The 23,892-nt window shown below is 60.3% G+C and carries 22 protein-coding genes; 12 read left to right on the top strand and 10 right to left on the bottom strand.

Annotated elements, in window-relative coordinates:
- Positions 1-186: 186 nt before the first annotated feature.
- The 3 genes from JMV15_RS14270 to aroC form a co-directional block, all read right to left on the bottom strand.
- A complete protein-coding gene (locus JMV15_RS14270; RefSeq protein ID WP_032903740.1) occupies positions 187-717 on the bottom strand; it encodes a 1,2-dihydroxy-3-keto-5-methylthiopentene dioxygenase in 531 nt (176 codons plus the stop codon).
- A complete protein-coding gene (locus JMV15_RS14275) occupies positions 714-1,877 on the bottom strand; it encodes an MFS transporter (protein ID WP_038452229.1) in 1,164 nt (387 codons plus the stop codon). Before JMV15_RS14275 ends, JMV15_RS14270 begins: the two co-directional genes overlap by 4 nt.
- A 76-nt stretch (positions 1,878-1,953) precedes the next feature.
- On the bottom strand, positions 1,954-3,045 hold the full coding sequence (gene aroC / locus JMV15_RS14280; protein WP_014719276.1) for a chorismate synthase: 1,092 nt from the start codon (positions 3,043-3,045) through the stop codon (positions 1,954-1,956).
- Positions 3,046-3,188: 143 nt separating this feature from the next.
- Here aroC and JMV15_RS14285 point away from each other — a divergent pair, with 143 nt between their 5' ends.
- Complete coding sequence (locus tag JMV15_RS14285; RefSeq protein WP_038450997.1) at positions 3,189-4,151, top strand: alpha/beta hydrolase; 963 nt, start codon at positions 3,189-3,191, stop codon at positions 4,149-4,151.
- Positions 4,152-4,250: 99 nt separating this feature from the next.
- On the top strand, positions 4,251-5,054 hold the full coding sequence (locus JMV15_RS14290) for a hypothetical protein (protein ID WP_019818578.1): 804 nt from the start codon (positions 4,251-4,253) through the stop codon (positions 5,052-5,054).
- Between the two features lie 128 nt (positions 5,055-5,182).
- Here the strand turns inward: JMV15_RS14290 and prmB are convergent, their stop codons facing one another.
- The gene (gene prmB / locus JMV15_RS14295; protein ID WP_014719279.1) at positions 5,183-6,091 is read right to left on the bottom strand and encodes a 50S ribosomal protein L3 N(5)-glutamine methyltransferase; all 909 of its coding nucleotides are present in this window, start codon (positions 6,089-6,091) and stop codon (positions 5,183-5,185) included.
- Between the two features lie 240 nt (positions 6,092-6,331).
- Between prmB and JMV15_RS14300 the strand changes: the two genes are divergently transcribed.
- From JMV15_RS14300 to JMV15_RS14320, 5 genes are all read left to right on the top strand, one after another.
- Positions 6,332-6,922 (top strand): cysteine hydrolase family protein, encoded by a 591-nt coding sequence (locus tag JMV15_RS14300; RefSeq protein ID WP_014719280.1) that lies wholly within the window; start codon positions 6,332-6,334, stop codon positions 6,920-6,922.
- Positions 6,923-7,058: 136 nt separating this feature from the next.
- On the top strand, positions 7,059-7,379 hold the full coding sequence (locus JMV15_RS14305; RefSeq protein WP_014719281.1) for a hypothetical protein: 321 nt from the start codon (positions 7,059-7,061) through the stop codon (positions 7,377-7,379).
- A 75-nt stretch (positions 7,380-7,454) separates the two neighbouring features.
- On the top strand, positions 7,455-8,012 hold the full coding sequence (locus tag JMV15_RS14310; RefSeq protein WP_003192796.1) for a Smr/MutS family protein: 558 nt from the start codon (positions 7,455-7,457) through the stop codon (positions 8,010-8,012).
- A gap of 78 nt (positions 8,013-8,090) precedes the next feature.
- The gene (gene folE / locus JMV15_RS14315; protein ID WP_014719282.1) at positions 8,091-8,636 is read left to right on the top strand and encodes a GTP cyclohydrolase I FolE; all 546 of its coding nucleotides are present in this window, start codon (positions 8,091-8,093) and stop codon (positions 8,634-8,636) included.
- A gap of 101 nt (positions 8,637-8,737) precedes the next feature.
- Complete coding sequence (locus JMV15_RS14320) at positions 8,738-9,109, top strand: glutathione S-transferase N-terminal domain-containing protein (protein ID WP_014719283.1); 372 nt, start codon at positions 8,738-8,740, stop codon at positions 9,107-9,109.
- A gap of 115 nt (positions 9,110-9,224) precedes the next feature.
- On the opposite strand, the gene JMV15_RS14325 is transcribed toward JMV15_RS14320, so the two are convergent.
- From JMV15_RS14325 to JMV15_RS14335, 3 genes are read right to left on the bottom strand one after another with little or no spacing between them, the layout of a single operon-like run.
- Positions 9,225-9,545, bottom strand: coding sequence for an AtuA-related protein (locus JMV15_RS14325; RefSeq protein ID WP_014719284.1), 321 nt, complete (start codon positions 9,543-9,545; stop codon positions 9,225-9,227).
- The gene (locus JMV15_RS14330; RefSeq protein ID WP_201491674.1) at positions 9,542-10,867 is read right to left on the bottom strand and encodes an acyclic terpene utilization AtuA family protein; all 1,326 of its coding nucleotides are present in this window, start codon (positions 10,865-10,867) and stop codon (positions 9,542-9,544) included. Before JMV15_RS14330 ends, JMV15_RS14325 begins: the two co-directional genes overlap by 4 nt.
- Before the next feature lies 1 nt (position 10,868).
- Entirely contained in the window at positions 10,869-12,161 is a 1,293-nt protein-coding gene (locus JMV15_RS14335) for a CitMHS family transporter (protein ID WP_003192804.1), read from the bottom strand.
- Between the two features lie 125 nt (positions 12,162-12,286).
- On the opposite strand from JMV15_RS14335, the gene JMV15_RS14340 reads away from it, so the two are divergent.
- Positions 12,287-13,183: a LysR family transcriptional regulator gene (locus JMV15_RS14340; protein ID WP_014719286.1), complete on the top strand. Its 897-nt coding sequence runs from the start codon at positions 12,287-12,289 to the stop codon at positions 13,181-13,183.
- 102 nt (positions 13,184-13,285) lie between these two features.
- On the opposite strand, the gene JMV15_RS14345 is transcribed toward JMV15_RS14340, so the two are convergent.
- Positions 13,286-13,888 (bottom strand): glutathione S-transferase family protein, encoded by a 603-nt coding sequence (locus JMV15_RS14345; RefSeq protein ID WP_014719287.1) that lies wholly within the window; start codon positions 13,886-13,888, stop codon positions 13,286-13,288.
- Positions 13,889-14,178: 290 nt separating this feature from the next.
- Here JMV15_RS14345 and JMV15_RS14350 point away from each other — a divergent pair, with 290 nt between their 5' ends.
- Both JMV15_RS14350 and JMV15_RS14355 read left to right on the top strand, forming a co-directional pair.
- Positions 14,179-15,525 carry an NCS2 family permease gene (locus tag JMV15_RS14350; protein WP_014719288.1) on the top strand — a complete coding sequence of 449 codons (1,347 nt, stop codon included), beginning with the start codon at positions 14,179-14,181 and terminating at the stop codon, positions 15,523-15,525.
- Positions 15,526-15,591: 66 nt separating this feature from the next.
- Positions 15,592-16,230 carry a LysE family translocator gene (locus JMV15_RS14355; protein WP_014719289.1) on the top strand — a complete coding sequence of 213 codons (639 nt, stop codon included), beginning with the start codon at positions 15,592-15,594 and terminating at the stop codon, positions 16,228-16,230.
- Here the strand turns inward: JMV15_RS14355 and JMV15_RS14360 are convergent.
- On the bottom strand, positions 16,214-21,499 hold the full coding sequence (locus JMV15_RS14360; RefSeq protein ID WP_235991953.1) for a dermonecrotic toxin domain-containing protein: 5,286 nt from the start codon (positions 21,497-21,499) through the stop codon (positions 16,214-16,216). The genes JMV15_RS14355 and JMV15_RS14360 overlap by 17 nt on opposite strands.
- A gap of 148 nt (positions 21,500-21,647) precedes the next feature.
- The gene (gene uraH, locus JMV15_RS14365; protein ID WP_014719291.1) at positions 21,648-22,001 is read right to left on the bottom strand and encodes a hydroxyisourate hydrolase; all 354 of its coding nucleotides are present in this window, start codon (positions 21,999-22,001) and stop codon (positions 21,648-21,650) included.
- 441 nt (positions 22,002-22,442) lie between these two features.
- On the opposite strand from uraH, the gene puuE reads away from it, so the two are divergent.
- Both puuE and uraD read left to right on the top strand, forming a co-directional pair.
- Positions 22,443-23,369: an allantoinase PuuE gene (gene puuE / locus JMV15_RS14370; protein ID WP_014719292.1), complete on the top strand. Its 927-nt coding sequence runs from the start codon at positions 22,443-22,445 to the stop codon at positions 23,367-23,369.
- Positions 23,366-23,881, top strand: coding sequence for a 2-oxo-4-hydroxy-4-carboxy-5-ureidoimidazoline decarboxylase (gene uraD, locus JMV15_RS14375; protein WP_014719293.1), 516 nt, complete (start codon positions 23,366-23,368; stop codon positions 23,879-23,881). The genes puuE and uraD overlap by 4 nt, the downstream gene beginning before the upstream one ends.
- Positions 23,882-23,892: the final 11 nt, after the last annotated feature.

The raw sequence follows: 23,892 nt of genomic DNA on the forward strand, positions 1-23,892 counted from the left end.
TGCGCTGCCATCTTTCGGATTCCTCCTATTGACAGATGGCATAAACATTTACGCTGAACAGAGAGTTACATAACGAGTGGAATCAAAGCGCACGGCAGAGAACAAACAGCTTTACCCTACAAATAATTAAGTTTCTTCCCACAGCGACTTCCAACTTGCCAGGGTTGAACATTCAGTTATCTACGCTTAGTCATCCAGTCCTGGAAAGCGAGTGGCAATCGCATCACAGGTCAACGAGGGCACAACGCCTTGGGCCGTGTTGAACAAACGCAGTGTCACACAGTGCGGGTTCTCGCCCATGTCGAACCAGTGCGGCACACCGGCCGGGATGATCAGCAAGTCATTCTTCTCACAGCGCAAGCTGTACACATAGTCGCCTATGTGCAGCGTAAACAGCCCCTGGCCTGCGATGAAGAAACGCACCTCGTCTTCACTGTAGGTACGTTCGCCCAGGAACTGCGCACGTACCACGTCCTTCTGCGGATGGTCTTGGGTCACGCTGACCACTTCCACAGCGGCGTAGCCGAGGGCTTCGATCTGAGCCTGGTAGGCTGCAATCATTTCAGCATCAGTGGCGCCCTTTTCTATCGGGCTGGGCTGCCAGCGCTCAAAACGCACGCCGTGCTCGGCCAGGGTCGACTGGATGTCGTCGGCATGGGTCAACACTTTGTTCGGGGTGTCCGGGGAGGCGATGGAGTAGACGGCTACATAGCTCATTGCACGGTTCCTTGGTTCGGCTCTTGCAATCGAAGGCCAATGATAATGGCGGCGGCCACGGCCGCGAGGCTGGCGATACTGAACGTGAAGGTGGGCCCCAGCAGGTTCCAGCTGTAACCGGAATAGAGGGCGCCGAGCGCGCCGCCGGTGCCGGCCAGCGCGGCATAAAGGGCCTGACCCTGGCCTTGCTGGCGGTCACCGAAGCTGCGTTGCACAAAGGCAATTGCCGCCGCGTGAAAGCTGCCGAACGTGGCGGCGTGCATCAACTGCGCCACCAGCAGCAGCCAGAAAACTTCGGCAAATGAACCCAGCAGCCACCAGCGCAGCGCGGCCAGCAGGAAACTGGCGAGCAGCACCCGGCGCACCGAAAAGCGCGCAAGAATACGGCTCATGGCCAGGAACATCAGTACTTCCGCCACCACCCCCAGCGCCCACAGTAGGCCGATTACGCCGCGGCTGTAGCCCAAATGCTCCAGGTGCAGGGTCAGGAAGGTGTAATACGGGCCATGGCTCATTTGCATCAGCGCCACGCAGGCATAAAACGCCAGCACGCCGGGGCTGCGCAATTGTTTGAGAAAGCCATCGCCGGCCATGCGGTTGCCGTGGCTGGCCGGCTGCGCGTTCGGTACCCAAAGGCTGGCGCCGATGATGCCGGCCATGATCACCACGACCGCCACCGGGTAGATATCCAGGCTCAGCCAATCGAACAGGCGCCCCATGATCACCACGGTGAGGATAAAACCAATGGAGCCCCACAGACGGATCTGGCTGTAGCGCGAGGTTTGCTTGTGCAGGTGGGCCAGGGTGATGACTTCAAACTGCGGCAGCACCGCGTGCCAGAAGAAAGCGTGCAGGGCCATGACCATCGCCAGCCAGGCGTAGGTCTTGCTGACAAAAATCAGGCAGAAGCTGGCCAGGGTGCACACCGCGCCGAATCGCACAATGGCCAGGCGCCGGCCGGTGTAGTCGCCGATCCAGCCCCACAGGTTGGGGGCCACGCAGCGCATCAGCATGGGAATCGCCACCAGTTCGCCGATGCGCGCGCTGGAGAAACCGAGGTGATCGAAGTACAGCGCCAGGAACGGCGCTGTCGCCCCCAGCAGGGCGAAATAGAACAGGTAGAAGCTGGAGAGGCGCCAGTATGGGAGGGCTGGGTTCATTTTATTCAGGGCTGCTTTGCAGCCCAGCGCGAGCAAGCTCGCTCACCACAATAAGCGCGCTCATTGCCCCAGGCGATCACAGTTGGCCCAGTACCGGGGTACTCACGCGCACATCGGCATTCTGCCCGCGGTTGCGCAGCAGGTGGTCCATCAGCACGATGGCCATCATGGCTTCGGCAATCGGTGTGGCGCGGATGCCGACGCACGGGTCGTGGCGGCCTTTGGTGATCACGTCCACCGGGTTGCCGTGCACATCGATCGAACGGCCAGGCGTGGTAATGCTCGACGTGGCCTTGAGCGCCAGGTGCGCCACGATCGGCTGGCCGGAAGAAATACCGCCGAGGATGCCGCCCGCGTTGTTGCTGAGGAAACCTTCAGGGGTCATCTCATCGCGATGCTCGGTACCGCGCTGGGATACGCAGGCGAAGCCGGCGCCGATTTCCACACCTTTCACCGCGTTGATGCTCATCAGCGCATGGGCCAGTTCGGCGTCGAGGCGATCAAAGATCGGCTCGCCCAGGCCCGGCTTCACGCCTTCGGCCACCACGGTGATCTTCGCGCCGACCGAGTCCTGGTCGCGGCGCAACTGGTCCATGTAGGCTTCCAGTTCCGGCACCTTGTCCGGGTCGGGGCAGAAGAAGGCGTTGTCTTCGACGCTGTCCCAGGTCTTGAACGGGATTTCAATCGGCCCCAACTGGCTCATGTAGCCACGGATGACGATGCCCTGGGTGGCCAGGTATTTCTTGGCGATGGCGCCGGCGGCCACGCGCATGGCGGTTTCACGCGCCGAGCTGCGGCCACCGCCACGGTAGTCGCGTTCGCCGTATTTGTGGTGGTAGGTGTAGTCGGCATGGGCCGGGCGGAACAGGTCCTTGATCGCCGAGTAGTCCTTGGACTTCTGGTCGGTGTTGCGAATCAACAGGCCAATGGCGCAGCCGGTAGTGCGGCCCTCGAACACCCCGGAAAGGATTTCGACTTCGTCCGGCTCCTGGCGCTGGGTGGTGTGGCGGCTGGTGCCGGGCTTGCGGCGGTCGAGATCACGCTGCAGGTCGTCCAGGCTCAGCTCCAGGCCTGGCGGGCAGCCGTCGACAATGGCGACCAACGCCGGGCCATGGCTTTCGCCCGCGGTGGTGACAGTGAACAGCTTGCCGAAGGTATTGCCGGACATGCAGGGCGCTCCGTGAAATCAGTTGAATCAAGTCAACCGTAATAACTTAAGGCGGCCAGTATACGCAGGCTAACCGACTAGTTCATCCTCGAAACCTTACCGGTAGACGTTGGTCCAACCGGCACCTCTCCAATGATGGCGCTATGATGCTGCGAGTTCTGCTGTTCACCCTCACCCTGTTCACCGCCGTGGCCCAGGCCGCCTCCCCTGTCGTCTTGCAACGCCCGATCAGCCTGGACACCGGCAGCGGCCAACTCTTTGGCTCGCTGCTCTTGCCGCAATCGGATAAACCGGTGCCGGTGGTGCTGATCATCGCCGGCTCCGGCCCCACCGACCGCAACGGCAACAGCGCCGACGGCGCGCGCAACGACAGCCTCAAGCGCCTGGCCTGGGTACTGGCCCGGCATAAGATCGCCAGCGTGCGCTACGACAAGCGCGGCGTGGCTGCAAGCCTGGCGGCCACGCCGGATGAGCGCAACCTGACCCTGGCGGCGTATGTGGCCGACGCCGTGGCCTGGGGCAAGTTACTCAAGGCCGACAAGCGCATGGGCCCGCTGATTGTGCTGGGCCACAGCGAGGGCGCGCTGGTCGCCGCCCTCGCCGCGCCGCAACTTGAACCGGCCGGGGTCATTTCCTTGTCTGGCAGCGCCCGCCCGGTGGACCAGGTGATCCGTCAGCAACTGGCCGATCACTTGCCCCCTGCCCTGTTGCTGCGCAGCAATGAAATACTCGATCACCTCAAGGCCGGCCAGGTGGACGCCGACGTGCCGCGCCCATTGGAGGGCATTTTCCGACCCAGCGTGCAGCCGTATCTGATCAGCCTGTTCCGCGCCGATCCGTCGGCCGCCTTTGCGCGCTTGGACATGCCGGCGCTGATTATCCAAGGCACCAACGATATCCAGGTTGGCGTAGGTGATGCCCGGCAACTGAAGCAGGCCAAGCCCGACGCGCAGTTGACGGTGATCGAAGGCATGAACCACGTGATGCGCATCGTGCCCAATAACGTGAAGCAGCAACTGGCCTCCTACAACGACCCGAAACTGCCGCTGGCTGCGGAGCTGGGCCAACGTATCGTCAGCTTTATCGAAGGACTTCAACCCCGTTAAGCGGCAATTGGCCTCCAGTCCTGGGAAAAACGGCCGATAAGTCCAGAGTCGACAGTAAAAAGACTGTCGGCTCGCAGGGCTTGGACAGGATCGCGCCGCATGACAACCACCGAAACAACACCCGAATCGACCGCCGAGACCCCGGCCGCAACCGAAGCTGGCGCCGCAGCGGCCCTGCCGTGGGCCGACGTTCACGCCGAACATTTCAAGATGCTGCGCCTGGCCCCGCTGGCCACCGACCGCGCGACCGGCGCACGGCCGTTGCGCTTTGTGCAGTTCGGCTATGCCGAGCGCCATGATAAACACCACAGCCTGTTGCGCATGGTCATCCAGTTACCGGGCCAGCGAGTACGGCGCGAGCAGAACCACCTGGATATCTGGGTCGATCACGATAAACACCGCGTGCACTTCGGGCCCGGCAACAGTCTGGAAATCGAGCCGGCCAACCGCGGTATCGGGCGTTTCCTGGTGGCTCAAGGCGCCGCCTGGGCGAAGAAGAAGTGGTCCCACTACCGCGTCGACGGCGTGGACCTGGCCAACAAGGACGCCCTCAACGAAGCCACGCGCCTGCGCCGCGATCATTTCCTGCGTATCCAGGGTTTCGATGTGGCCTACGCCGATGTGCAGCACCTCAAAGGCAATGTGCAGCCCGGCAAGGTCAGCGAGGTGCTGGACAGCTGGAACACCGAGAAAGTGCAGTTCGTGGAGATCCTTGAAGCCGCACAGATGCTGCAACAGGCCGAGCAGAACCTGGCGGAGCAGGAAGTGAAGCTGCGCAAGGAAGAGGAGAAAGTCACCAAGTTCAAGCGTGAGGACAGCGGGCTGCGCTTTACCATCACTTGTCTGGTGGCGTTTACGGTGTTCCAGGCGGGGTTGTTGATCTGGATTGCCACACACCGCTGATAGATTGAAATGCAATCAAAATGTGGGAGCTGGCTTGCCTGCGATAGCGATGTATCAGTAGCACAAGTGCAAGCTGACCCACCGCTATCGCAGGCAAGCCAGCTCCCACATTGACCGAGTTTCTGCAGTTATATCCGGGCAGCGAAAACGGCCTGGTGTTGGCGGCACTGCTCAGCCGTCAACATAAACACCCCATGCCCACCGCGCTTGAAGTCCAGCCAGGCGAAGTCCACTTCCGGGTACAGCGCCTCGACATGCACCTGGCTGTTGCCCACTTCGACAATCAGCAAGCCCTTCTCGGTCAGGTGGTCCGCCGCTTCGGCCAGCATCCGGCGTACCAGGTTCAGGCCGTCTTCACCGCAGGCCAGGCCCAGTTCCGGTTCGTGCTGGTATTCATCGGGCATGTCGGCGAAATCTTCGGCATCCACGTAGGGCGGGTTCGACACGATGAGGTCGAAACGCTGGCCGGGTAACCCGTCAAAACCATCGCCCTGCACGGTGTAGACGCGCTCGTCGACGCCATGGCGCTCGATGTTCTGGTTCGCCACTTCCAGGGCTTCGAAGGACAAGTCTCCCAGCACCACTTCGGCCTCGGGGAACTCATAGGCACAGGCGATGCCGATGCAACCGGAGCCGGTGCACAGGTCGAGGATGCGTGCCGGCGGCTGGGCCAGCCAGGGTTCGAAGCGGTCTTCAATCAGCTCGCCTATGGGTGAACGCGGGATCAATACGCGCTCATCGACGATAAACGACATGCCGCAAAACCAGGCTTCGTTCAACAGGTAGGCCGTCGGCACTCGCTCATGGATACGCCGATGCAGCAAGCGCTGCACGTGGGAGATTTCCTCTTCTTCCAGGTTGCAATCCAAATAGCTGTCGGCGATTTCCCACGGCAGGTGCAAGGCGCCCAGCACCAACTGTCGGGCTTCGTCCCAGGCATTGTCGGTGCCATGGCCAAAAAACAGCTCTTCCCCATGGAAACGGCTGACAGCCCAACGGATATGGTCGCGCAAGGTGCGCAGGCGGGAAGTGATCACGGGGGCAAGCTCCTGGAAAAAACGACTGGCGATTCTAACAGCCTTCACCTGTACCGACGATGTACGAAAAACCTGGCGCCGTACGTCGGATTTCATCCAATTTGCCCGCATTGTGTTAAACAGGCCTGCCTCTTGACATGGCTGCACGCCAGCAACGGCGTACCTTACGATAGTAGCGATTCACAGAAGCGCTCAGCCAGTGGACAATGTCGCAAAAGCCCCACTCACAGGAGCCCCAGAATGTCCGTTCCAAAGACGATGTTTCAACTCAGCGGTCGCGGTTACGCAGCAGCCAACCTCAATCATGCGACCCTGGTGATCATCGACGCCCAGAAAGAATACCTCAGCGGCCCGCTCGCCCTCTCGGGCATGGACGCGGCGGTAGAGAACATCAAGCAGCTTGTGACCGCAGCGCGCAGTGCCGGGCGCCCGATTGTGCATGTGCGCCACCTGGGTACCGTGGGCGGCCTGTTTGACCCCCAGGGCGAGCGCGGCGAATTCATTCCGGGCCTTGAGCCTGAGGGTGACGAAACCATCATCGGCAAACTGCTGCCCAGCGCCTTCCATGGCACCGGCCTGGAAAAGCACCTGCAAGACCTCGGCTCCCTGGACCTGATCGTCTGCGGTTTCATGAGCCACTCCAGCGTCAGCACCACCGTGCGCGCGGCCAAGAACCTGGGCTTTCGCTGCACCCTGGTGGAAGACGCCTGCGCCACCCGCGACCTGCCCTACAAGGGCGGTATCCTGAGCGCCGAGCATGTGCAGCAAACCGAAATGGCCATCATGGCAGACAACTTCGCCACCCTGGCGCTGGCCAAAGACTTGATCTGATCCTGCTGGCGGTGAGCGGCGTGTTTATTGCTCCGCTCATCCGCAAAGCCCTTTCATTTGGCGCATTTACCTCTCCCCCCGGAACAACCTGTGTATCTTCCGGTCGAAGGGCCGATACCCTGGAGGAAAGGTCGGAATGAAGATATCCGATGGTTTTGATGCTCGTCGCTTGCGCCCCAAGGGCCCGAGCAATTGGCGTCTGCGCCTGGTAGCGTGCATGGCCGCGTTGCTGGCGATAGTAGGCTTGTTGTTGGCGGGCGCTGGTGGCGCCGGCCTGTTTGGGCATTCGCCCGCTCTGGGCGAACTGAATGCCAGCCCGGGCGGCTCGGCACTTCTGCTGGGGATCGGCTTGCTGGTGCTGTGGTTGGGCGTGTGGCTATGGCGTCGCAGCCGTCGGAAAATGCGCCAGCCGCTGTCGTTGAATATCGCCTCTCACCTGATGAAAAAGCACGACTGATGGCGCTTGGATAGCGTTTCCTGCGCCCTGGCCGCCGCGATTTAGGTAAACTGCCCGCCCTTCGCGGAGGCTGACATGCAAGACGACGATTTTTCCCTGTTCAAAAACGAGCTGCGCGGCGTCAAGCCGATCAAGCACGACCGCGCCGACACCGGCAAACCCAAGACTGACCGGGCGCAGATCGCCAAGCTGCGCCAGGCCGCGACCGTGCGCACCGATGCCACCACCGTGGATGGCCTGTCGGACCAGTTCGTGATCGACGTCGGCCCCGAAGATGAACTGATGTGGGCCCGCGACGGCGTGCAGGAAAGCCAGATGCGCAAGCTCAAGGCTGGCCAGATCCCGTTCGAAGGCAGCCTCGACCTGCACGGCATGACCGTGGAAAAAGCCCGGGAAACCCTCTGGGCCTTCCTGGCCGAAGCGACCAAATTCGAAATCCGCTGCGTGCGCGTCACCCACGGCAAGGCGGTGCGGTTGGACGGGAAGCGGCCGATGATCAAAAGCCACGTCAATACCTGGCTGCGCCAGCATGCCCAGGTGCTCGGCTTTACCTCCTGCCAGGCTCGTCACGGCGGCGCCGGCGCGGTGTATGTGATGCTCAAGCGCACCATGATGGAAGGGCGCGACGAGTAACAAGTGCCATCGTCAGGCTTGCAGCGATGTGTCCGCCACCGTAACCTTGCGCTTTGCGAAAATCCCACAGGTAGTTTCATGTCCCTGGAACAGAATTACACCGCGATCCTCGGCCAACTCGGCGAGGACGTGTCCCGCGAGGGCCTGCTCGACACGCCAAAGCGTGCCGCCAAGGCAATGCAGTACCTCTGCCGCGGTTATGAACAGACACTCGAAGAAGTCACCAACGGTGCCTTGTTCAGCTCTGACAACAGCGAAATGGTGCTGGTCAAGGACATCGAGCTGTACTCGTTGTGCGAGCATCACCTGCTGCCGTTTATCGGCAAGGCCCACGTGGCCTATATCCCGAGCGGCAAAGTGCTGGGCCTGTCGAAGGTCGCGCGTATTGTCGACATGTATGCGCGCCGCCTGCAGATCCAGGAAAACCTCAGCCGCCAGATCGCCGACGCCGTGTTGGAAGTCACAGGCGCCCTGGGCGTGGCCGTGGTGATCGAGGCCAAGCACATGTGCATGATGATGCGCGGTGTCGAGAAACAGAATTCGTCGATGATCACCTCGGTGATGCTGGGTGAGTTCCGCGAGAACGCGGCCACCCGCAGCGAATTTCTCAGCCTGATCAAGTAACCGGCCAGGCAGGAAAAAACCGGCGTTCATCGCCGGTTTTTTTTCGCCTGCAGAAATCAGGTAAGCTGCGCCCCCTCAGTCATGGGCAAGAGGTTTCAGCCATGTTCGTCAAAGCACTTCGAGTGGGCCTCGGCCACGTCATCATCGCGGGCGACTTTCTTACCCGCCCACGTAAAAAACAACGCCCGGCGGAGCAACAGGCCAAGGTCAATGCTGCAGCCAAGGACCTGACCCTGTATCAGTTCCACGCCTGCCCGTTCTGCGTGAAGACCCGTCGCACCCTGCACCGCCTGAATGTGCCGGTGGCGCTCAAGGACGCGAAGAACAACGAGCAGGACCGTCAGACCCTGCTGGAGCAAGGCGGCAAGATCAAAGTGCCGTGCCTGCGCATCGAAGAGAACGGCCAGACTACCTGGATGTATGACTCCAAGGTCATCATTGACTACCTGGACAAGCGCTTCGCTGCGCTCTGAAGCCCACTGCGGTCAATGTGGGGCTTGCCTGCGATGCGGGCACCGCGGTGCAGCAGATGTACCGAGGTGATGCAATCGCAGGCAAGCCAGCTCCCACATTTGCTCTGCTGTGTTCTTAATTCGGTATTGTCAGGTCGAGATTCAACAGTGCCGAACCCAGGCACTTGCCGTGGGCGTCCAGGGCCAGCGACCGGGTTACGCCGCCGCGCAGGATTCCCGGCAGGACGAAGTTCAGCGCCTGCACGTTCGGCAACTCATGACGCTGAACCGGTGCCGCATCGGGATCGCGTAAATCGGCAAAGAACTCGGCCACGCGCTCAGCCGTCAGTTGTTCACACAGCAACGGATAATCCTCGGCGCGATAGGCAATGATCGAGATGTTCGACGTGTCGCCCTTATCCCCGGTGCGGGAATGGGCCAGCCTGTGCAGTTTCATTCTTCAATCCTCGGTTTGACCGCTTCACGGGGCAACAGCAACGACGCCACCGCCACCACCTGACGCACGCTCTTGCTCGCCCCACCGCCGCCGGCCGGGCCGTTGGTGTAGAGGGTCTCCACTTCATTGCCGATCCGCACGGCGTCGCTGCGCTCGTCACACCGGGCAGCGACCCGCAGGCGCACTTCCCAAGGCTCGACGCTGCTGCGCAGGCCGTGCAATGAATCCATGCCGATCAACTCGGCGCGCAGGTCCTGCATGTTGACGCCGATCAACGCCAGACGTTTGAGCACCACTTCTCGCGCCAACTCAGCCCGTGCGACAGCACCGGGACCGCCGTAAGACATCTGCCCTTCACCGATCCAACCGTCCAGGTAACCGACGCTGACCTTCAGTTGATCAGGCCGGGCACGCCCACTGGCACCTTGGGCACGCACCCGGTCCACGCCCTCCTCGACAAACCCGACCTGAGAAAAGTCGGCCGTCACATCCGGGGTCAAGTAGGCTGCCGGGTCGTGAACTTCATAAATCAGTTGTTCGGCGCAGGTCGCGCGGCTGACCCGCCCACCGGAGCCTGCCACCTTGGTGATCACTGCATTGCCGTCGGCGTCGACCTCGGCCAGGGGAAAGCCCAGGCGCGCCAGATCCTCCACATCCTTGAAGCCTGGATCGGCGAAATAACCGCCACTGACCTGCCCCGCGCACTCAAGCAAATGCCCCACCAACGTGCCCCGGCCCAGTCGCGGCCAATCATCGAAGGCCCAGCCGAACTCGAACATCTGCGGCGCCAGGAATAGCGAAGGGTCGGCCACGCGCCCGGTGATCACCACATCGGCGTCGGCGTGCAACGCGTTAAGAATGCCCTCCACACCCAAGTAGGCATTCGCGGAAATCAGCCGCTCGCCCAATGCGCCTACGGTCTGGCCATTATCCAGCAACTGCTCGGCAGACAAGGTATGCAGCACGTCATCCCCGACCACCGCCACAACCTTGAGGCCCAGGCCCAGCTCGCCGGCAATGCGCCGCACTTCCCCGGCCGCCGCCAACGGGTTTGCCGCCCCCATGTTGGTGATCACCCGCAGGCGTCGACGCCCTGCCCGCTGCCCCACAAAGGGCAAGACACCGCGCATGCGCTCAGCCAGCAGCGGGTCATAACCGCCCTGCGGGTCGCTGATGCGCGCCTGTTGCGCCAGGGCGATGGTGCGTTCGGCCAGGCATTCGAAGACCAGGTAATCCAGGTCGCCGTGTTCGGCCAGTTCCACCGCAGGTTCTATACGGTCGCCGGAGTAGCCGGCGCCGGAGCCGATGCGCAAGGTGTTCATCTCAAATTACTCCCAGGAGCAACGCCGTCAGGGTCATCAACACCGAGGCGGCAAACAGGAAAGGAATGGTGAAGCGCTGGTGATCGGCCAGTTCGATCTTGCACAGGCCCACCAGCAGGAAGGTCGCAGGCGTCAGCGGGCTGACCGGAAAACCGGTGGTGTGCACGCCCAACAACGAGGCCTGGGCCACTTGCAGGGGGTCGACGCCAAGCGCCTTGCCGACTTCGGCGATCACCGGCATCACGCCGAAATAGTAGGAATCGGGGTCAAACAACATGCTCAGGGGCATGGACAAAAAGCCCACGACGGCCGGGATCAACTTGCCGTGGCCCGCCGGTATCTGCGCCACCGCCACTTCGGCGATGGCCTTGAGCATGCCGGTGCCTTGCATGATGCCGGTAAATACCCCGGCGGCGAGCAGGATACTGGCCATGGTCAGGGCGGTTTTCGCATGGGCGTCGATGCGCGCACGCTGGGCGTCCACGTTGGGATAGTTGATGCACAAGGCAACCACGGTGCCGAGCATGAACATCACCACCGGGTCGACCCAGCCGGCGATCATCACCACCATCACCAGCACGGTCAGCATCAGGTTGACCCAGAACAACCGTGGACGACGCAGCGTGATGTCGTCATCGCTGAGCACTCGTTGCGGCACCGCCTCCACGCTGGAACCGGCACCCAGGCCGAGGCGCTTTTCTTCGCGATGGCCCAGCCACCAGGCGCAGGCGAAGACAAAGATCAGCCCGACGATCTGCACCGGGATCAATGGTTGGAACAGGTCGGCCACCGGCACATGCAGCGCCGCCGACGAACGCAGCACCGGGCCGGTCCAGGGCAGGAAGTTGACCCCGGCGGCCATCGCACATACGCAGGCGAGGATGCGTTTATCAATGCCGAGGCGCGTATACAGCGGCAGCATCGCCGGCACCGTCACCAGGAAAGTCACCGCGCCAGAGCCGTCCAGGTGTACCAGCAACGCCAGGGTCGCAGTACCCACCACAATTCGTGTAGGACGCGTCCCGACCGTGCGCAGGATGCGATCAATGATGGGATCGAGCATGCCCGCGTCGGTCATGATCCCGAAAAACAGGATCGCGAACACAAACATGCCCACCACAGGGGCGACGTTCTTGATACCGGTAATGATGAAGGCGCTGGTTTGCAGGCCAAATCCACCGATCAGCGCGGCAATGATCGGCAAGGCGATCAAGGCCACCAGCGGCGAGAGGCGCTTGCTCATGACGGCAGCGAGCAGGCACAGGATGGTGATGACACCCAGGGTTGCGAGCATGGGTTACTCCAGGGCGGCCTGGTTGGCCGGTTATTGTTTTCCCTGGAGTATTGGAATCGCGCTAGGCTTTGTAAATTGCAATATTCAGCCACCAGCGTTCGGAAAAACAAAATGAAGCGACGCGCATGAAAAACAGCATCCAGCACATTCAAGCTTTCCTTGCGGTTGCCCGCACAGGCAGCTTCACCAAGGCGGCCAACGAACTGCATCTGTCGCCGTCGGCCCTCACCGTGCAGGTGCAACAACTGGAAGACTGGCTCGGCGTCGCCCTGCTCGACCGCAGCCCGCGCCACGTGAGCATTACCGCTGCGGGCCAGGAGGCGCGCGGGCCCATGGAAAAACTGCTGCTGGACCTGGACAACATCGTCACCGGCTCCCGCGACCTCGCCGCCTTGCGCCGCGGCGTGGTGACCATTGCCGCCCTGCCCTCAGTCTGCGCAGGCGCTCTGCCCCCGGCCTTGCGCCTGTTTCGCCAACGCTTCGCCGGCATCGAAGTGCGCCTGCATGACCTGGTGGCCCAGCGCATTCATGCAAAGGTTCGCAACGGCGAAGTGGATTTCGGCATCGGCGTGCGCGCCCGCCTGAGCCACGGGCTGGACTTCGTGCCGGTGCTCAATGATCGGCTGTGCGCATTTGTGCCATCGGGCCATGCGCTCGCCCGCCATCGCCAACTGACTCTGGAACAATTGGCGGACCAGCCGATCATCCTGACCGGCCGCGACAGCAGTGTGCGCGAGCAAGTGGACACGCTGTTCGATGAGACACGGCTGACGCTGAACGCCGGCATGGAGGCCAACTACATGTCGACCGTATTGGCCTTGGTGCGCCAGGGCCTGGGCATCAGTGTGTTGCCGGAGTCAGCGGCCGATAGCCTGGAAGGTTTGAAGCGGATCAGCATCGATCATCCCGGGGTGAATCGAGAGATCGGGTTGATCAGCCGTAGCGGGATGGGCTTGAGCCCGGCGGCGCAGCGCTGCTTTGAACTGCTCAACAAAGCACTGCCTGACACGCCGCCGCGCTAAATGTGGGAGCTGGCTTGCATGCGATGCAGACACCTCGGTTTAGCCGGGGCGCCAGGGTGACGCTCTCGCAGGCAAGCCAGCTCCCACATTGGACCGAGGGAGTCAGTCGAGCATCGCCACGTACTTGGGATGACTGGCCACGCGCTGCAACCACGCCTGCACCGCCGGATACGGCGCCAGGTCAAAGCCGCCTTCATGGGCCACATGGGTGTAGGCATACAACGCAATATCGGCAATGGAAAACTGCTCGCCCACTAAATAAGGCGTGGCTTGAAGCTGACGCTCCATCACTCTCAAGGCCTTGTAACCGCCTTTGTGGGTGGTCTTGTATTCTTCCAGCCGATCCTCGGGCATGTTCAGGTAGAACTGAATAAACCGCGCCACCGCAATGTAAGGCTCATGGCTGTACTGCTCGAAAAACTGCCACTGCAATACCTGGGTACGCAGGCGCGGTTCGGTCGGCAGGAATTCACTGCCATCGGCGAGGAAGTTGAGAATCGCATTGGACTCCCACAGGCAGGTGCCGTCTTCAAGCTCCAATACCGGGACCTTGCCATTGGGGTTCTTGGCCAGGAACTCAGGGGTCTGGGTATCGCCTTTGAGGATATCGATATCGATCCATTCATACGGGATGCCCAACAGATTGAGCATCAATTTGACCTTGTAGCAATTGCCCGACTTGTAATCGCCATAAACCTTGTACATGGGGCTCCCCTTTTCGCCGCGCTGACCGAATGCTTGCGCCCACAAGGTGCGGGTATCGAAGGCTTGTTTCAAGGCGTTGCGCAGAATAAATCCCTTGGCCTGGGCCTTTCATCCCTTTTCGCCGAGATAATCGAAAACATTATTTGCTTTATTTGTATACAAAAGCATAATTCGCTTCGTGCGAGTTCCTGACCTTTTGGTCAACAAACCCGCCGGTACCTCAAAGCGCTGTCGCCCACTCATGTGACCGGCGCTGGACATAACAATAAAACGATTGAGGAGTACTCGCTGTGGATAGCCGTAAAACCGAAGCCCCTACGTTGGACCTGGCCGCGCCCCGAGGCGGTTGGCTGGAACGCCTGTTCAAACTGCGCTTGCATGGCACCACAGTGAAGACCGAGCTGATCGCCGGCCTCACCACCTTTATCACCATGGCCTACATCATTTTCGTCAACCCCAATATCATGGCCGATGCCGGTATCGACCACGGCGCGGCTTTCGTCGCCACCTGCATCGCCGCGGCGCTGGGTTGCCTGCTGATGGGCCTGTACGCCAACTGGCCAGTGGGCCTAGCGCCGGGCATGGGCTTGAACGCGTTTTTCACCTACACCGTGGTCGGCACCATGGGTTACACCTGGGAAACCGCCCTCGGCGCGGTGTTTATTTCCGGCGTGCTGTTCATGATCCTGACGCTGTCGCGCATCCGCGAATGGCTGCTCAACAGTATTCCGGTCAGCCTGCGCCATGCCATGGGCGCCGGCGTGGGTTTGTTCCTGGGGGTGATCGGCCTGAAAACCGCCGGCATCATTGTCGACAGCCCGGCTACGCTGATCAAGCTCGGCTCCCTGCATGAGCCCGCGCCGTTGCTGGCGGCGGTGTGCTTCCTGCTGATTGCTATCCTCAGTTATCACCGCGTATTCGGCGCAATTCTCATCAGCATCATCGCCGTGACCCTGGCCGGCTGGGGCCTGGGCCTGGTGCACTACAACGGCATTCTCGCCACCCCACCGAGCCTGGCACCGACCTGGATGGCCATGGACGTGATGGGTGTGTTCAATGTGAGCATGATCAGCGTGGTATTTGCCTTTCTTTTTGTACACATGTTCGACACTGCCGGTACACTGATGGGCGTTGCGCAACGCGCAGGACTTGTGAATGCCGATGGCAAGATCGACAACCTGTCTCGCGCCTTGAAGGCTGACAGTGCGTCCAGCGTGTTCGGCGCCATGGTCGGTGTACCGCCGGTGACCAGCTATGTAGAAAGTGCCGCCGGTGTGGCTGCTGGCGGCCGTACGGGTTTGACCGCGGTGACCGTGGGCATATTGTTCGTGGCGGCGATGTTTTTTGCGCCGCTGGCCGGCATGATTCCCGCCTACGCCACCGCGGGCGCGTTGATTTACGTTGCGATGCTGATGATGGCGAGCATGGCCCATATCAACTGGGATGAAGCCACCGACAGCATTCCTGCAATCGTCACCGCGATCATGATGCCGTTGACGTTTTCGGTCGCCGACGGAATCGCCCTGGGTTTTATCACTTACGTGGCGTTGAAAGCCGGCACCGGCAAGTACCGCGAGATTTCCATCAGCCTTTGGGTGCTGTGCGCGATCTTTATCGCCAAGTTCATCTTTCTGTAGTTCGGGAAGGGCTGAAAAACCGCCTCACCTTCGGGTGGGGCTTTTGCATGAAAGGGAGGAATGTAAATGACCTTGGAAACCTGGCTGCTGTTCAGCGGCGCTGCGCTGGTGGTGATCCTGATCCCCGGCCCGCTCTCATTGCTGATGATCAGCAACAGCCTTAACTATGGCCTGCGCCGCTCGTACCCGGCGTTTCTCGGTGGTGTGTTTGCCTCGATCTGCCTGTTGAGCGCCTCGGCCCTGGGCCTGGGCGCGCTGTTACTGGCGTCCGAACAACTGTTCAGCGCGCTCAAAATTGTCGGCGCACTCTACCTGTTCTACCTGGCGTGGCAGAGCTGGCAGCAATCGCGTCTGCCCAATGCAGGCGCTGAAGTTCCGCACGCTGCGCCAGTACCACGCTTTCGTGCATTGTTTGGCCGGGCTTTTGTACTGGGCGCCAGCAACCCCAAGGACATCCTGTTTTTCGCTGCCTTCCTGCCACAATTTCTCAGCAGCCAGCAACCGTTCCTGCCGCAGTTGCTGGTCATGATCGTCACCTGGACGCTGCTTGATCTGCTGTGCAAGTTGGCTTACGGCTTGGGCGCCCATGGCGCTGCGCGCTATTTGCGCAGCGGCTCGGGCCAGAGCTGGTTCAATCGGATCAGTGCCGCACTGTTTGGTGGCGCCGCAGCAGCGGCACTCGTCAACGCTAGGGGGCCAATTTGACGAAGTAGACGCTGGGGTTCAGATTGCCCTTCGTCGCCCATTGGATACCCGCCACGATCCGCACCAAGCGCTGTTCTTGCAGCGCGCTGTCGACCGCTTTCAATAGAAGAGAGTCGGGGTGTAATTTAATTGCGAACCGAATCCACTTGTCCGTCAGCTTGGTTCTCAATGTCATTCGCCCCGTCTCAAGCCATTGATAGGCGACATAGTAAATTTTGTTCGAATGGCGATGCGTCACAACTGATTCGTGGCTGAACTCTCCAGCGGTTGTCCCCTGCCGCCGCAAAGACAAATCCTGGACGGCGAAGCCCTGCTGCTCCAGCACGGTTCTGACGGCAGAGCGCTCTGCCTCGAGCCGCTGCGTCCTGACCGGTGTGACACCAAATTGAAGGCGCGGATCCAACGGGTGAGGCGGCGTGAAGTCAACACGCGTGAAGCCTGGCGCCTTGCCATCGTACCCGATGTACACCATTTCTTTGCGCCGCTCATTGGGCCGCAACATCTGTAGCAAATCATCCGTCTGGCCAACACGGCCATTTACAGCAAGCAACCACTTGTCGAGCGTGGCGCGAATATTCAGTAAATGACTGGCCGTTGCCAGTTGTGGCGGCCCCGATAACTCAATCAGCCTGGCGACTGCCAGCGCTTGGCTTGTATTTGTGAGGGTGGGAAAAGCACTGCCCACATAGCGCTCCAGTGGCCTGTCGAACAGCGGCGCATGCAGCTGCCACTCGCCCGCCGAAGTGCGTGATACCGGAATGGGCTGATCGTTGATTGCCGTACTTGTCCAGCGCTCAATATCAGTGCGAGCCAATGAAACCTGCTGCGTATCCCTGGTAATAAACGCAATGTCGGTCAATGGCGCCTGATCCCCCGTGTCCAGTAGCCTGTAATATCCGATTCCCGATCCAGCGCTCGGTGTGTCATACCTCGCGCCGATATAGATGGCATTGTAGAAGGCTCCTTGAGGAGTCGATTGCACACGTAAAACGCCAGGTATCGATGAGTCCGACAGCTCAATGGCCTGGGCTCGGATACGCCAATCGAACCAGTGGGTGGCGACCGTTGAGGACTGGACAATGGTGCTTTGTGTAGCAGAACGCACAGTCGGTGGGAACCAATCCCGTAGCGCCTCTACTTCTACGCGCCAGGGGTTGAGCACCCCCGAGCTGGGCCCCGGTTGAGGGTCGCCCGAGCCCAACAAGCGTTCACCGGGCTGATCGATGTGCAAGATCAACTCGTCTTCGCCCGGCTGCCGGGTATTTTTGAGTCGAAATACCTGTTCGTTTTCGCGCTGGTAAATCGGGTAATGGTGCGTATCGTCTGTCAGAAACAGCTCACCCTTTTTGACATGGATCCCCTTTTTGCCCGGGCCTTTCAGCGCCACGGCGTCGTCAGCAATCGCCTTGATTTTGAACCGGTCGAACACCTTGAGCTGAGTTACAACGGGCACCTTCACGCGCGAAAGGCTATCGCGCACGGCCATGCGCATGCGGTGTATGCGTGCCAGTAAAGCCCTCGGCGCAGGACGCGTCACCTTGGCCACAGCACTGCCGCGCCCCTTGGGCCCCGGTATAAAGTTTGTCAGCAGGTCAGCCGCCATAAACGCACTCATAAAACCCACGTCAACGGCATCATGAGGGTCCCCATAGCGATGAAAGCGCCGCGCCACAAGCAGCAACTCGTAGGCATCATTGAACATCCCGAATAACGGAGAGAAAAAAGCGATCAACCGGCGCCTGCGTGTCTCGCCCTGCTCGCCCAGCCGACGGGTGCGATACTCATCCAGCGCTTTGCCGGAATGGCTGGCTGCCTGGGTCTGACGTTTCAACTCCAGCACCGGGGCGTCGTAAAGCAATGCCTGGGCATCACTGTGGGACGTGGGGACAATTGCCAGCCAAGCCTCAGGTTCACTGGCAATCTGCTCAAGGATTACCTGCTCAACCTCATCCGGCAGCACCGTCGGCTCCAAGTGCTTGATACCGAAGGAGCGAACAAACTCAACCGCTTGCCATATCCCTTTGACCATGGCAAACGCAGGTATAGCGTCCAGGTAACTGACGGCAGCACCGAGCCTATCGACCCTGACCGGGTGATGGGTAATTGCCTGAAATGCCCAGCCGGGTGCGATCTGCCTCGCCAGCATCTGGGTGTTTTCAGGCCGTGCGCCAAGGCGGTTCAATGCATCCTGGGCTTGTTGCAAACTGCAGTACTCGGTGAGAACCAACGCGGGCGAAGCATTCGGCCAATAGATCACGCAATGCCCCGACCGCAGGTCTCGCACGATCACCAGGCCCGCGATATAGCGGTCATGCTGCATCGTGTGGCCCACTAAATGAAGCACATGCAGTTGCAGCTCATGTTGGTTTTTCAACAAGTCTTGCGGCGTTCGTGCGGCCATCGCCGTGGTGAAGATACTTTGCGCGGTTGCCGTCAAGCCTTGTTGCGTGGCCAACAACAGATGTTGCTCAGTGCCGGCAAGCAACGTCCGGTTCAGTAACTCGGGAATGCGCCCTTTGCTGAGCGTGTGGAGGGTATCGCCAGGCGGGTAAAAAACCTGGTTGATCAACGCGTCGTACTGACCGCCGACATCCAGCGAGGAAATCGTACGGATCAAGTAAGCGGCATTCAGTTGATTTTTCCATTCAGGTTGCAAATAGCGGGCGCGATTGAGTCGCCACTGCGTCCAGGGCGCCAGTGGGTCCAGGTTATGCTGCGCCAGTTGTAACAGGCTGTAGGTGGTGCGCTTCAGGGTCGGGGTAAGTTTTATGGCGCGGTCGCCAATGGCACAACCGCTTGTCCATCCACAATAACTGCCTTGAACATCATCGGGCATATCAATGAAGGGCTGGTCGATATCAAACTGCGCAGGTATGCCGTCCAACCGCAAGCGATCGATCAGGGCACGGCGAGCGAAGGTTTCCAGACCGGGCAACTGGTCTTCAAGCCTTGTCTTGAATGCAAAAGTACTGCTCAGGTAAAAGCGCTGCGATCGCCTGAACTTCTTACGCTGGTAACGGGATGCGTGCTCCAGCCAAGCTGGCAGTTTCTTCGCTTGCAGTGCGGTTTTGCGCAACAACTCGACATTGGCCTGGGCGCGGCTCTGGGCGTCACTGACAGGTGCCTTGAGCTGCTCTTGCAGTTCTGCCAGCAGCAAGGCGCGACTTATTTGCGCATCTTTCACGCCGTTGAATATGCGCGTGATGTCTTCTGTGCTGTTGTGCAGGCGCTGATAACACCCAAGCAATGTCTTGATCGCAGCCAGGGCGGGCTTGCCATTAATCGGTACGTAGCGCACAGCCAGCGTTCCACGCGCCGCGTGTGAGCGCAAGTCGTTACGCTTGTCGTGCTCGACATAGTCCCACAGCGCGCTGCGATCCCAACTATCAAGGCTGGCTTTGATACTTCGGGTCAGGGCGTCCAGTCCGGAAAACCCCTGCACCCCACCTTCCGCTCCGAAACCGCACAGGACTACCGCATGCTGGCGCCGCGGCACCCGTACCGCCGCCGCCGTAGTCACCACCCACATGTTATGGAGCGGATAGAAGGCATCCGGGTCATTGCCAATCGCAATTGACAGCACTCGGGTTTGACTGTCTGGACGTTTTGACGGCAAAGGCTGATCGAGCACTTCGATGATCAGGTCCCGATGCGCGGTGCTTATCAACTTGAGTCGATGCTGCAATTGCACCTCACAGCGTAGCGCCTCAGTCTGGGCGTCAAGAAACAACGTGCCGCGCCTGAGCGTACCCTTTCCACCAGGGCGCTCAGCCCAAAATGCCACCTCGAACAGCCGTTGCTGGGCATCCTGCACCCACCTGTCCATCGTTTGGGCATGGGCGTTGAGCTGGGATACCAGCGATACAAATGCCTGGTATGCGGGCGTATCGTTACTCAAATCTTCGGGATCGAGCAACGCAACCAGCCCTTTTTCGTAGCGTTTGATCCGGTGTTCTACGGTGTATTCGGCCAAGCCTGGCGCAGTGCTGCCAAAGATTATTTCGGCGTGTCGTCGTTGCTGGTCCCATTTGAGCAACTGCTCTCGAAGCGGGCCAAGTCGGGCCCCGCCAATCAACTGCTGCCGGTTACGCTCCACTCGTGCGAGAACAACTGCTGACTCCAGAGGCTGTGACGTTCCGGCGGCAAACACATGGGCGTGGTTGCTTTTTACCGTACACGCCAATTCATTGGCCCATTGCCCTTCCAACAACGCCTGCGCGCTTGACGCCAGCGCATCCTCCATAAGCTCCACGCCTCGAGAGACAGTGGATACCGAGGAGAACGTTGCAGGTGGATGCAACACAGAGCGACGACTTAATGGCAAACATTGCCATAGCTCGTGTAGACGAGACCTGCCCAGCGCCTGCACGCCGCACGCCAGGGCGACGAAAGACGGGTACTCGTAAAAATTGCGAGCCACACCCGGTAAATAGACAACATGAGGCACATCATCGGGATCGCCCTCACGATAGAAATGCAACGCGCCCGCAATAGCCACCGCAGGGTTACCCGGCCACATCAACGGGCCTACTCGCACATCGGCCCACTGTCCGCCCGCACGCAGGCGTGCTTCAGCGGTTGGTGCATCGATCACGGCCTGAACCATGGCCAATCCAGCCCGTGATAGCTCGTTCAGTTGCCTGGCAATAAAGGCCCGGTCAGCAAAAAGCGCCTGGTGCAGCTCGATCCAACGCTCCCGGCGTGTGAGCCAGGAGCCGTACTCCAGCGCGTCCCAATATTCATTGGCTGCGCGACCCAACCGCTCAAACAGCCCCAACGCGATAACCCGCCGCAGCGCTTCCAGCGGTGTATAGGGCAACCGACGGTCAGGCGCGCCCTTGACGCTGAGGAGGGTGTATTGATTGATATTGAAAGGCACCGAAGGGCGGACCAGCAGCAACAACGCACGATCAGTCAAGGTGTCGACTTTCTGCGGTAAACGCGGAGGCATGGGTTCGGTGAAGAGCAGACTGTCCGGGTCAATCTCGAACGCCTTCTGCAACTGGGCGCGGATCACCTTCAAGATCCTGGGTGAGCGCCCTATCAGGCGTGTGAGCGCCCGTGTCGACTCGCGGCATCTCGCGTCGGCCAGCCCGATCTGATTGATCAGGCGGCTGGGATGGGGATAGGCGTTGATCCGTTCTCGCAACGGAGTGCGTAGGGCCTGTAAATCGGCATCGACGAAAAAGGGCGGCGCGTCCTCCTCAAGGGTGTCGTCAGGGTCACTGGTGGGCGCTGTAACGCCGAGCTGATCAGGGGGCAAGGTCATGGTGTTTTCTTCTCTATGCACTGAGGAAAAACCAGCCTAGGGCCCATCAATGAGCAAGAGGGGCTAGATAGTTGAGCGAAAAAAAGCCCGCAGTGTGCGCGGGCGAAACCAACGAAGAGCATTTGGGGGTGTGAAGCGAGGTGACGACTCAGCTACCGCGATAAGTGGAGTAGCTGTAAGGCGAAATCAGCAGAGGCACGTGGTAGTGGTCTTGCTCGGCACTGATACCAAAGCGCAACACCACCACGTCGAGGAAGGCAGGTTCAGGCAATTGCACACCGCGGGCACGGTAGTAATCACCGGCGCTGAACTGCAGTTGGTACACGCCGCTGCGGTAGTCGTCGCCTTGCAGCAGCGGCGCGTCGCAACGACCGTCTCCGTTGGTAGTGGCGGTAGCGACGAGCTCAAGCTGCGTGCCTTCGACACGGTAGAGCTCAACCTTGATTGCGCTGCCAGGGCAGCCGTGTGCGGCGTCCAAAACGTGTGTGGTCAAACGTCCCATGGCTTCTATGCGCCTCCGGAAGTCAGTGATTGAGAAACCCGCACCTTTTCAGAGCGTTGAAAAAGCCGGCGATGACTGATTAAGACACTTTTTATAAAAATTGTACACAATAAATTCCACAGCCTTCCAATCCCCTGTAGGAGCGAGCTTGCTCGCGAAAAACGTCAACGATGACACGGGCTTCCAGGATGAAAAGTGGCGCGCTCGGGTTTTTCGCGAGCAAGCTCGCTCCTACAGTGGGCTTTTTCATTTTAATCTGACCATTCAGGCAAGTTTCTTGCAGAGACCCGTAGAGAGCCCGTTCAGAAAAAATGCAGAAATGCAGGCTTACAAAGTTCGCGATAAGTTGTATACAATCACTCATCGCTGTGACGCCACTCAGTCATTCCACTGCCCGGACGCCACACACACCTGCTACCACGAACAAGAAGGAAGACTGCAGTGAGCGCTGACTACCCACGCGACCTGATCGGTTACGGCAGTAACCCTCCTCACCCCCACTGGCCGGGCAAGGCACGCATTGCGCTGTCGTTCGTACTCAACTACGAAGAAGGCGGCGAGCGCAATATCCTGCATGGCGACAAAGAGTCCGAAGCCTTCCTTTCGGAAATGGTCTCGGCCCAACCGCTGCAAGGCGAGCGCAACATGAGCATGGAGTCGCTGTATGAGTACGGCAGCCGTGCCGGTGTGTGGCGCATCCTCAAGTTGTTCAAAGAGTTCGACATCCCGCTGACCATCTTCGCCGTGGCCATGGCCGCCCAGCGGCATCCGGACGTGATCCGCGCCATGGTCGCCGCCGGCCACGAGATTTGCAGCCACGGCTACCGCTGGATCGACTACCAGTACATGGACGAGGCTCAGGAGCGCGAGCACATGCTCGAAGCCATCCGCATCCTCACCGAACTCACCGGTGAACGCCCACTGGGCTGGTACACCGGCCGCACCGGCCCCAACACCCGTCGCCTGGTGATGGAGGAAGGTGGCTTTCTGTACGACTGCGACACCTACGACGACGACCTGCCCTACTGGGAACCCAACACCCCCAACGGCAAGCCGCACCTGGTGATCCCCTATACCCTGGACACCAACGACATGCGCTTCACCCAGGTGCAGGGCTTCAACAAGGGCGACGACTTTTTCGAATACCTCAAGGACGCCTTCGACGTGCTGTATGCCGAAGGTGCCGAAGCGCCAAAGATGCTGTCCATCGGCCTGCATTGCCGCCTGATCGGCCGCCCGGCACGCCTGGCCTCGCTCAAGCGCTTCATTGAATACGTCAAAGGCCATGACCAGGTGTGGTTCACCCGCCGCGTGGACATCGCCCGTCACTGGCACCAAACCCACCCTTTCCCGGGAGCGGCGAAATGACTGCGTTCCAGACCCTGAAACCTTCGACCTTGAGCCGCGACGCCTTCGTCCAGGCCTTTGCCGATATCTACGAACACTCGCCATGGGTGGCCGAAAAGGCCTTCGACCTGGGCCAGGACGCGTCGATCGACCAGATCGAAACCCTGCACCAGCGCATGAGCGATATCCTGTTGAGTGCTGATCACGCCTCGCAACTGGCGCTGATCAATGCTCACCCGGACCTGGCCGGAAAAGCTGCCGTCCAGGGCCAACTGACCCAAGCCAGCACCGATGAACAAGCGGGCGCGGGTATTCACCAATGCACGGCCGAAGAGTTTTCTCGCTTCACCGAGCTGAATGAGGCCTACAAAGCCAAGTTCAAGTTTCCCTTCATCATGGCGGTAAAAGGCAGCAACCGGCATCAGATCCTCGCCGCGTTCGAAACGCGCATCCACAATTCGGCAGACACCGAGTTCAAGTGCGCGCTGGACGAGATCAACAAGATCGCGTTGTTCCGTTTACTGACCCTCTAGCAGTCCATCCC

It is taken from the genome of Pseudomonas paracarnis (genome assembly GCF_904063055.1).
GTDB lineage: Bacteria > Pseudomonadota > Gammaproteobacteria > Pseudomonadales > Pseudomonadaceae > Aquipseudomonas > Aquipseudomonas paracarnis.

Excerpts from the sequence above, each read along its gene's own strand:
- JMV15_RS14270 (WP_032903740.1), bottom strand. The coding sequence starts at position 717 with ATGAGCTATGTAGCCGTCTACTCCATCGCCTCCCCGGACACCCCGAAC.
- JMV15_RS14275 (WP_038452229.1), bottom strand. The coding sequence starts at position 1,877 with ATGAACCCAGCCCTCCCATACTGGCGCCTCTCCAGCTTCTACCTGTTC.
- aroC (WP_014719276.1), bottom strand. The coding sequence starts at position 3,045 with ATGTCCGGCAATACCTTCGGCAAGCTGTTCACTGTCACCACCGCGGGC.
- JMV15_RS14285 (WP_038450997.1), top strand. The coding sequence starts at position 3,189 with ATGATGCTGCGAGTTCTGCTGTTCACCCTCACCCTGTTCACCGCCGTG.
- JMV15_RS14290 (WP_019818578.1), top strand. The coding sequence starts at position 4,251 with ATGACAACCACCGAAACAACACCCGAATCGACCGCCGAGACCCCGGCC.
- JMV15_RS14300 (WP_014719280.1), top strand. The coding sequence starts at position 6,332 with ATGTCCGTTCCAAAGACGATGTTTCAACTCAGCGGTCGCGGTTACGCA.
- JMV15_RS14305 (WP_014719281.1), top strand. The coding sequence starts at position 7,059 with ATGAAGATATCCGATGGTTTTGATGCTCGTCGCTTGCGCCCCAAGGGC.
- JMV15_RS14310 (WP_003192796.1), top strand. The coding sequence starts at position 7,455 with ATGCAAGACGACGATTTTTCCCTGTTCAAAAACGAGCTGCGCGGCGTC.
- folE (WP_014719282.1), top strand. The coding sequence starts at position 8,091 with ATGTCCCTGGAACAGAATTACACCGCGATCCTCGGCCAACTCGGCGAG.
- JMV15_RS14320 (WP_014719283.1), top strand. The coding sequence starts at position 8,738 with ATGTTCGTCAAAGCACTTCGAGTGGGCCTCGGCCACGTCATCATCGCG.
- JMV15_RS14325 (WP_014719284.1), bottom strand. The coding sequence starts at position 9,545 with ATGAAACTGCACAGGCTGGCCCATTCCCGCACCGGGGATAAGGGCGAC.
- JMV15_RS14330 (WP_201491674.1), bottom strand. The coding sequence starts at position 10,867 with ATGAACACCTTGCGCATCGGCTCCGGCGCCGGCTACTCCGGCGACCGT.
- JMV15_RS14335 (WP_003192804.1), bottom strand. The coding sequence starts at position 12,161 with ATGCTCGCAACCCTGGGTGTCATCACCATCCTGTGCCTGCTCGCTGCC.
- JMV15_RS14340 (WP_014719286.1), top strand. The coding sequence starts at position 12,287 with ATGAAAAACAGCATCCAGCACATTCAAGCTTTCCTTGCGGTTGCCCGC.
- JMV15_RS14345 (WP_014719287.1), bottom strand. The coding sequence starts at position 13,888 with ATGTACAAGGTTTATGGCGATTACAAGTCGGGCAATTGCTACAAGGTC.
- JMV15_RS14355 (WP_014719289.1), top strand. The coding sequence starts at position 15,592 with ATGACCTTGGAAACCTGGCTGCTGTTCAGCGGCGCTGCGCTGGTGGTG.
- JMV15_RS14360 (WP_235991953.1), bottom strand. The coding sequence starts at position 21,499 with ATGACCTTGCCCCCTGATCAGCTCGGCGTTACAGCGCCCACCAGTGAC.
- uraH (WP_014719291.1), bottom strand. The coding sequence starts at position 22,001 with ATGGGACGTTTGACCACACACGTTTTGGACGCCGCACACGGCTGCCCT.
- uraD (WP_014719293.1), top strand. The coding sequence starts at position 23,366 with ATGACTGCGTTCCAGACCCTGAAACCTTCGACCTTGAGCCGCGACGCC.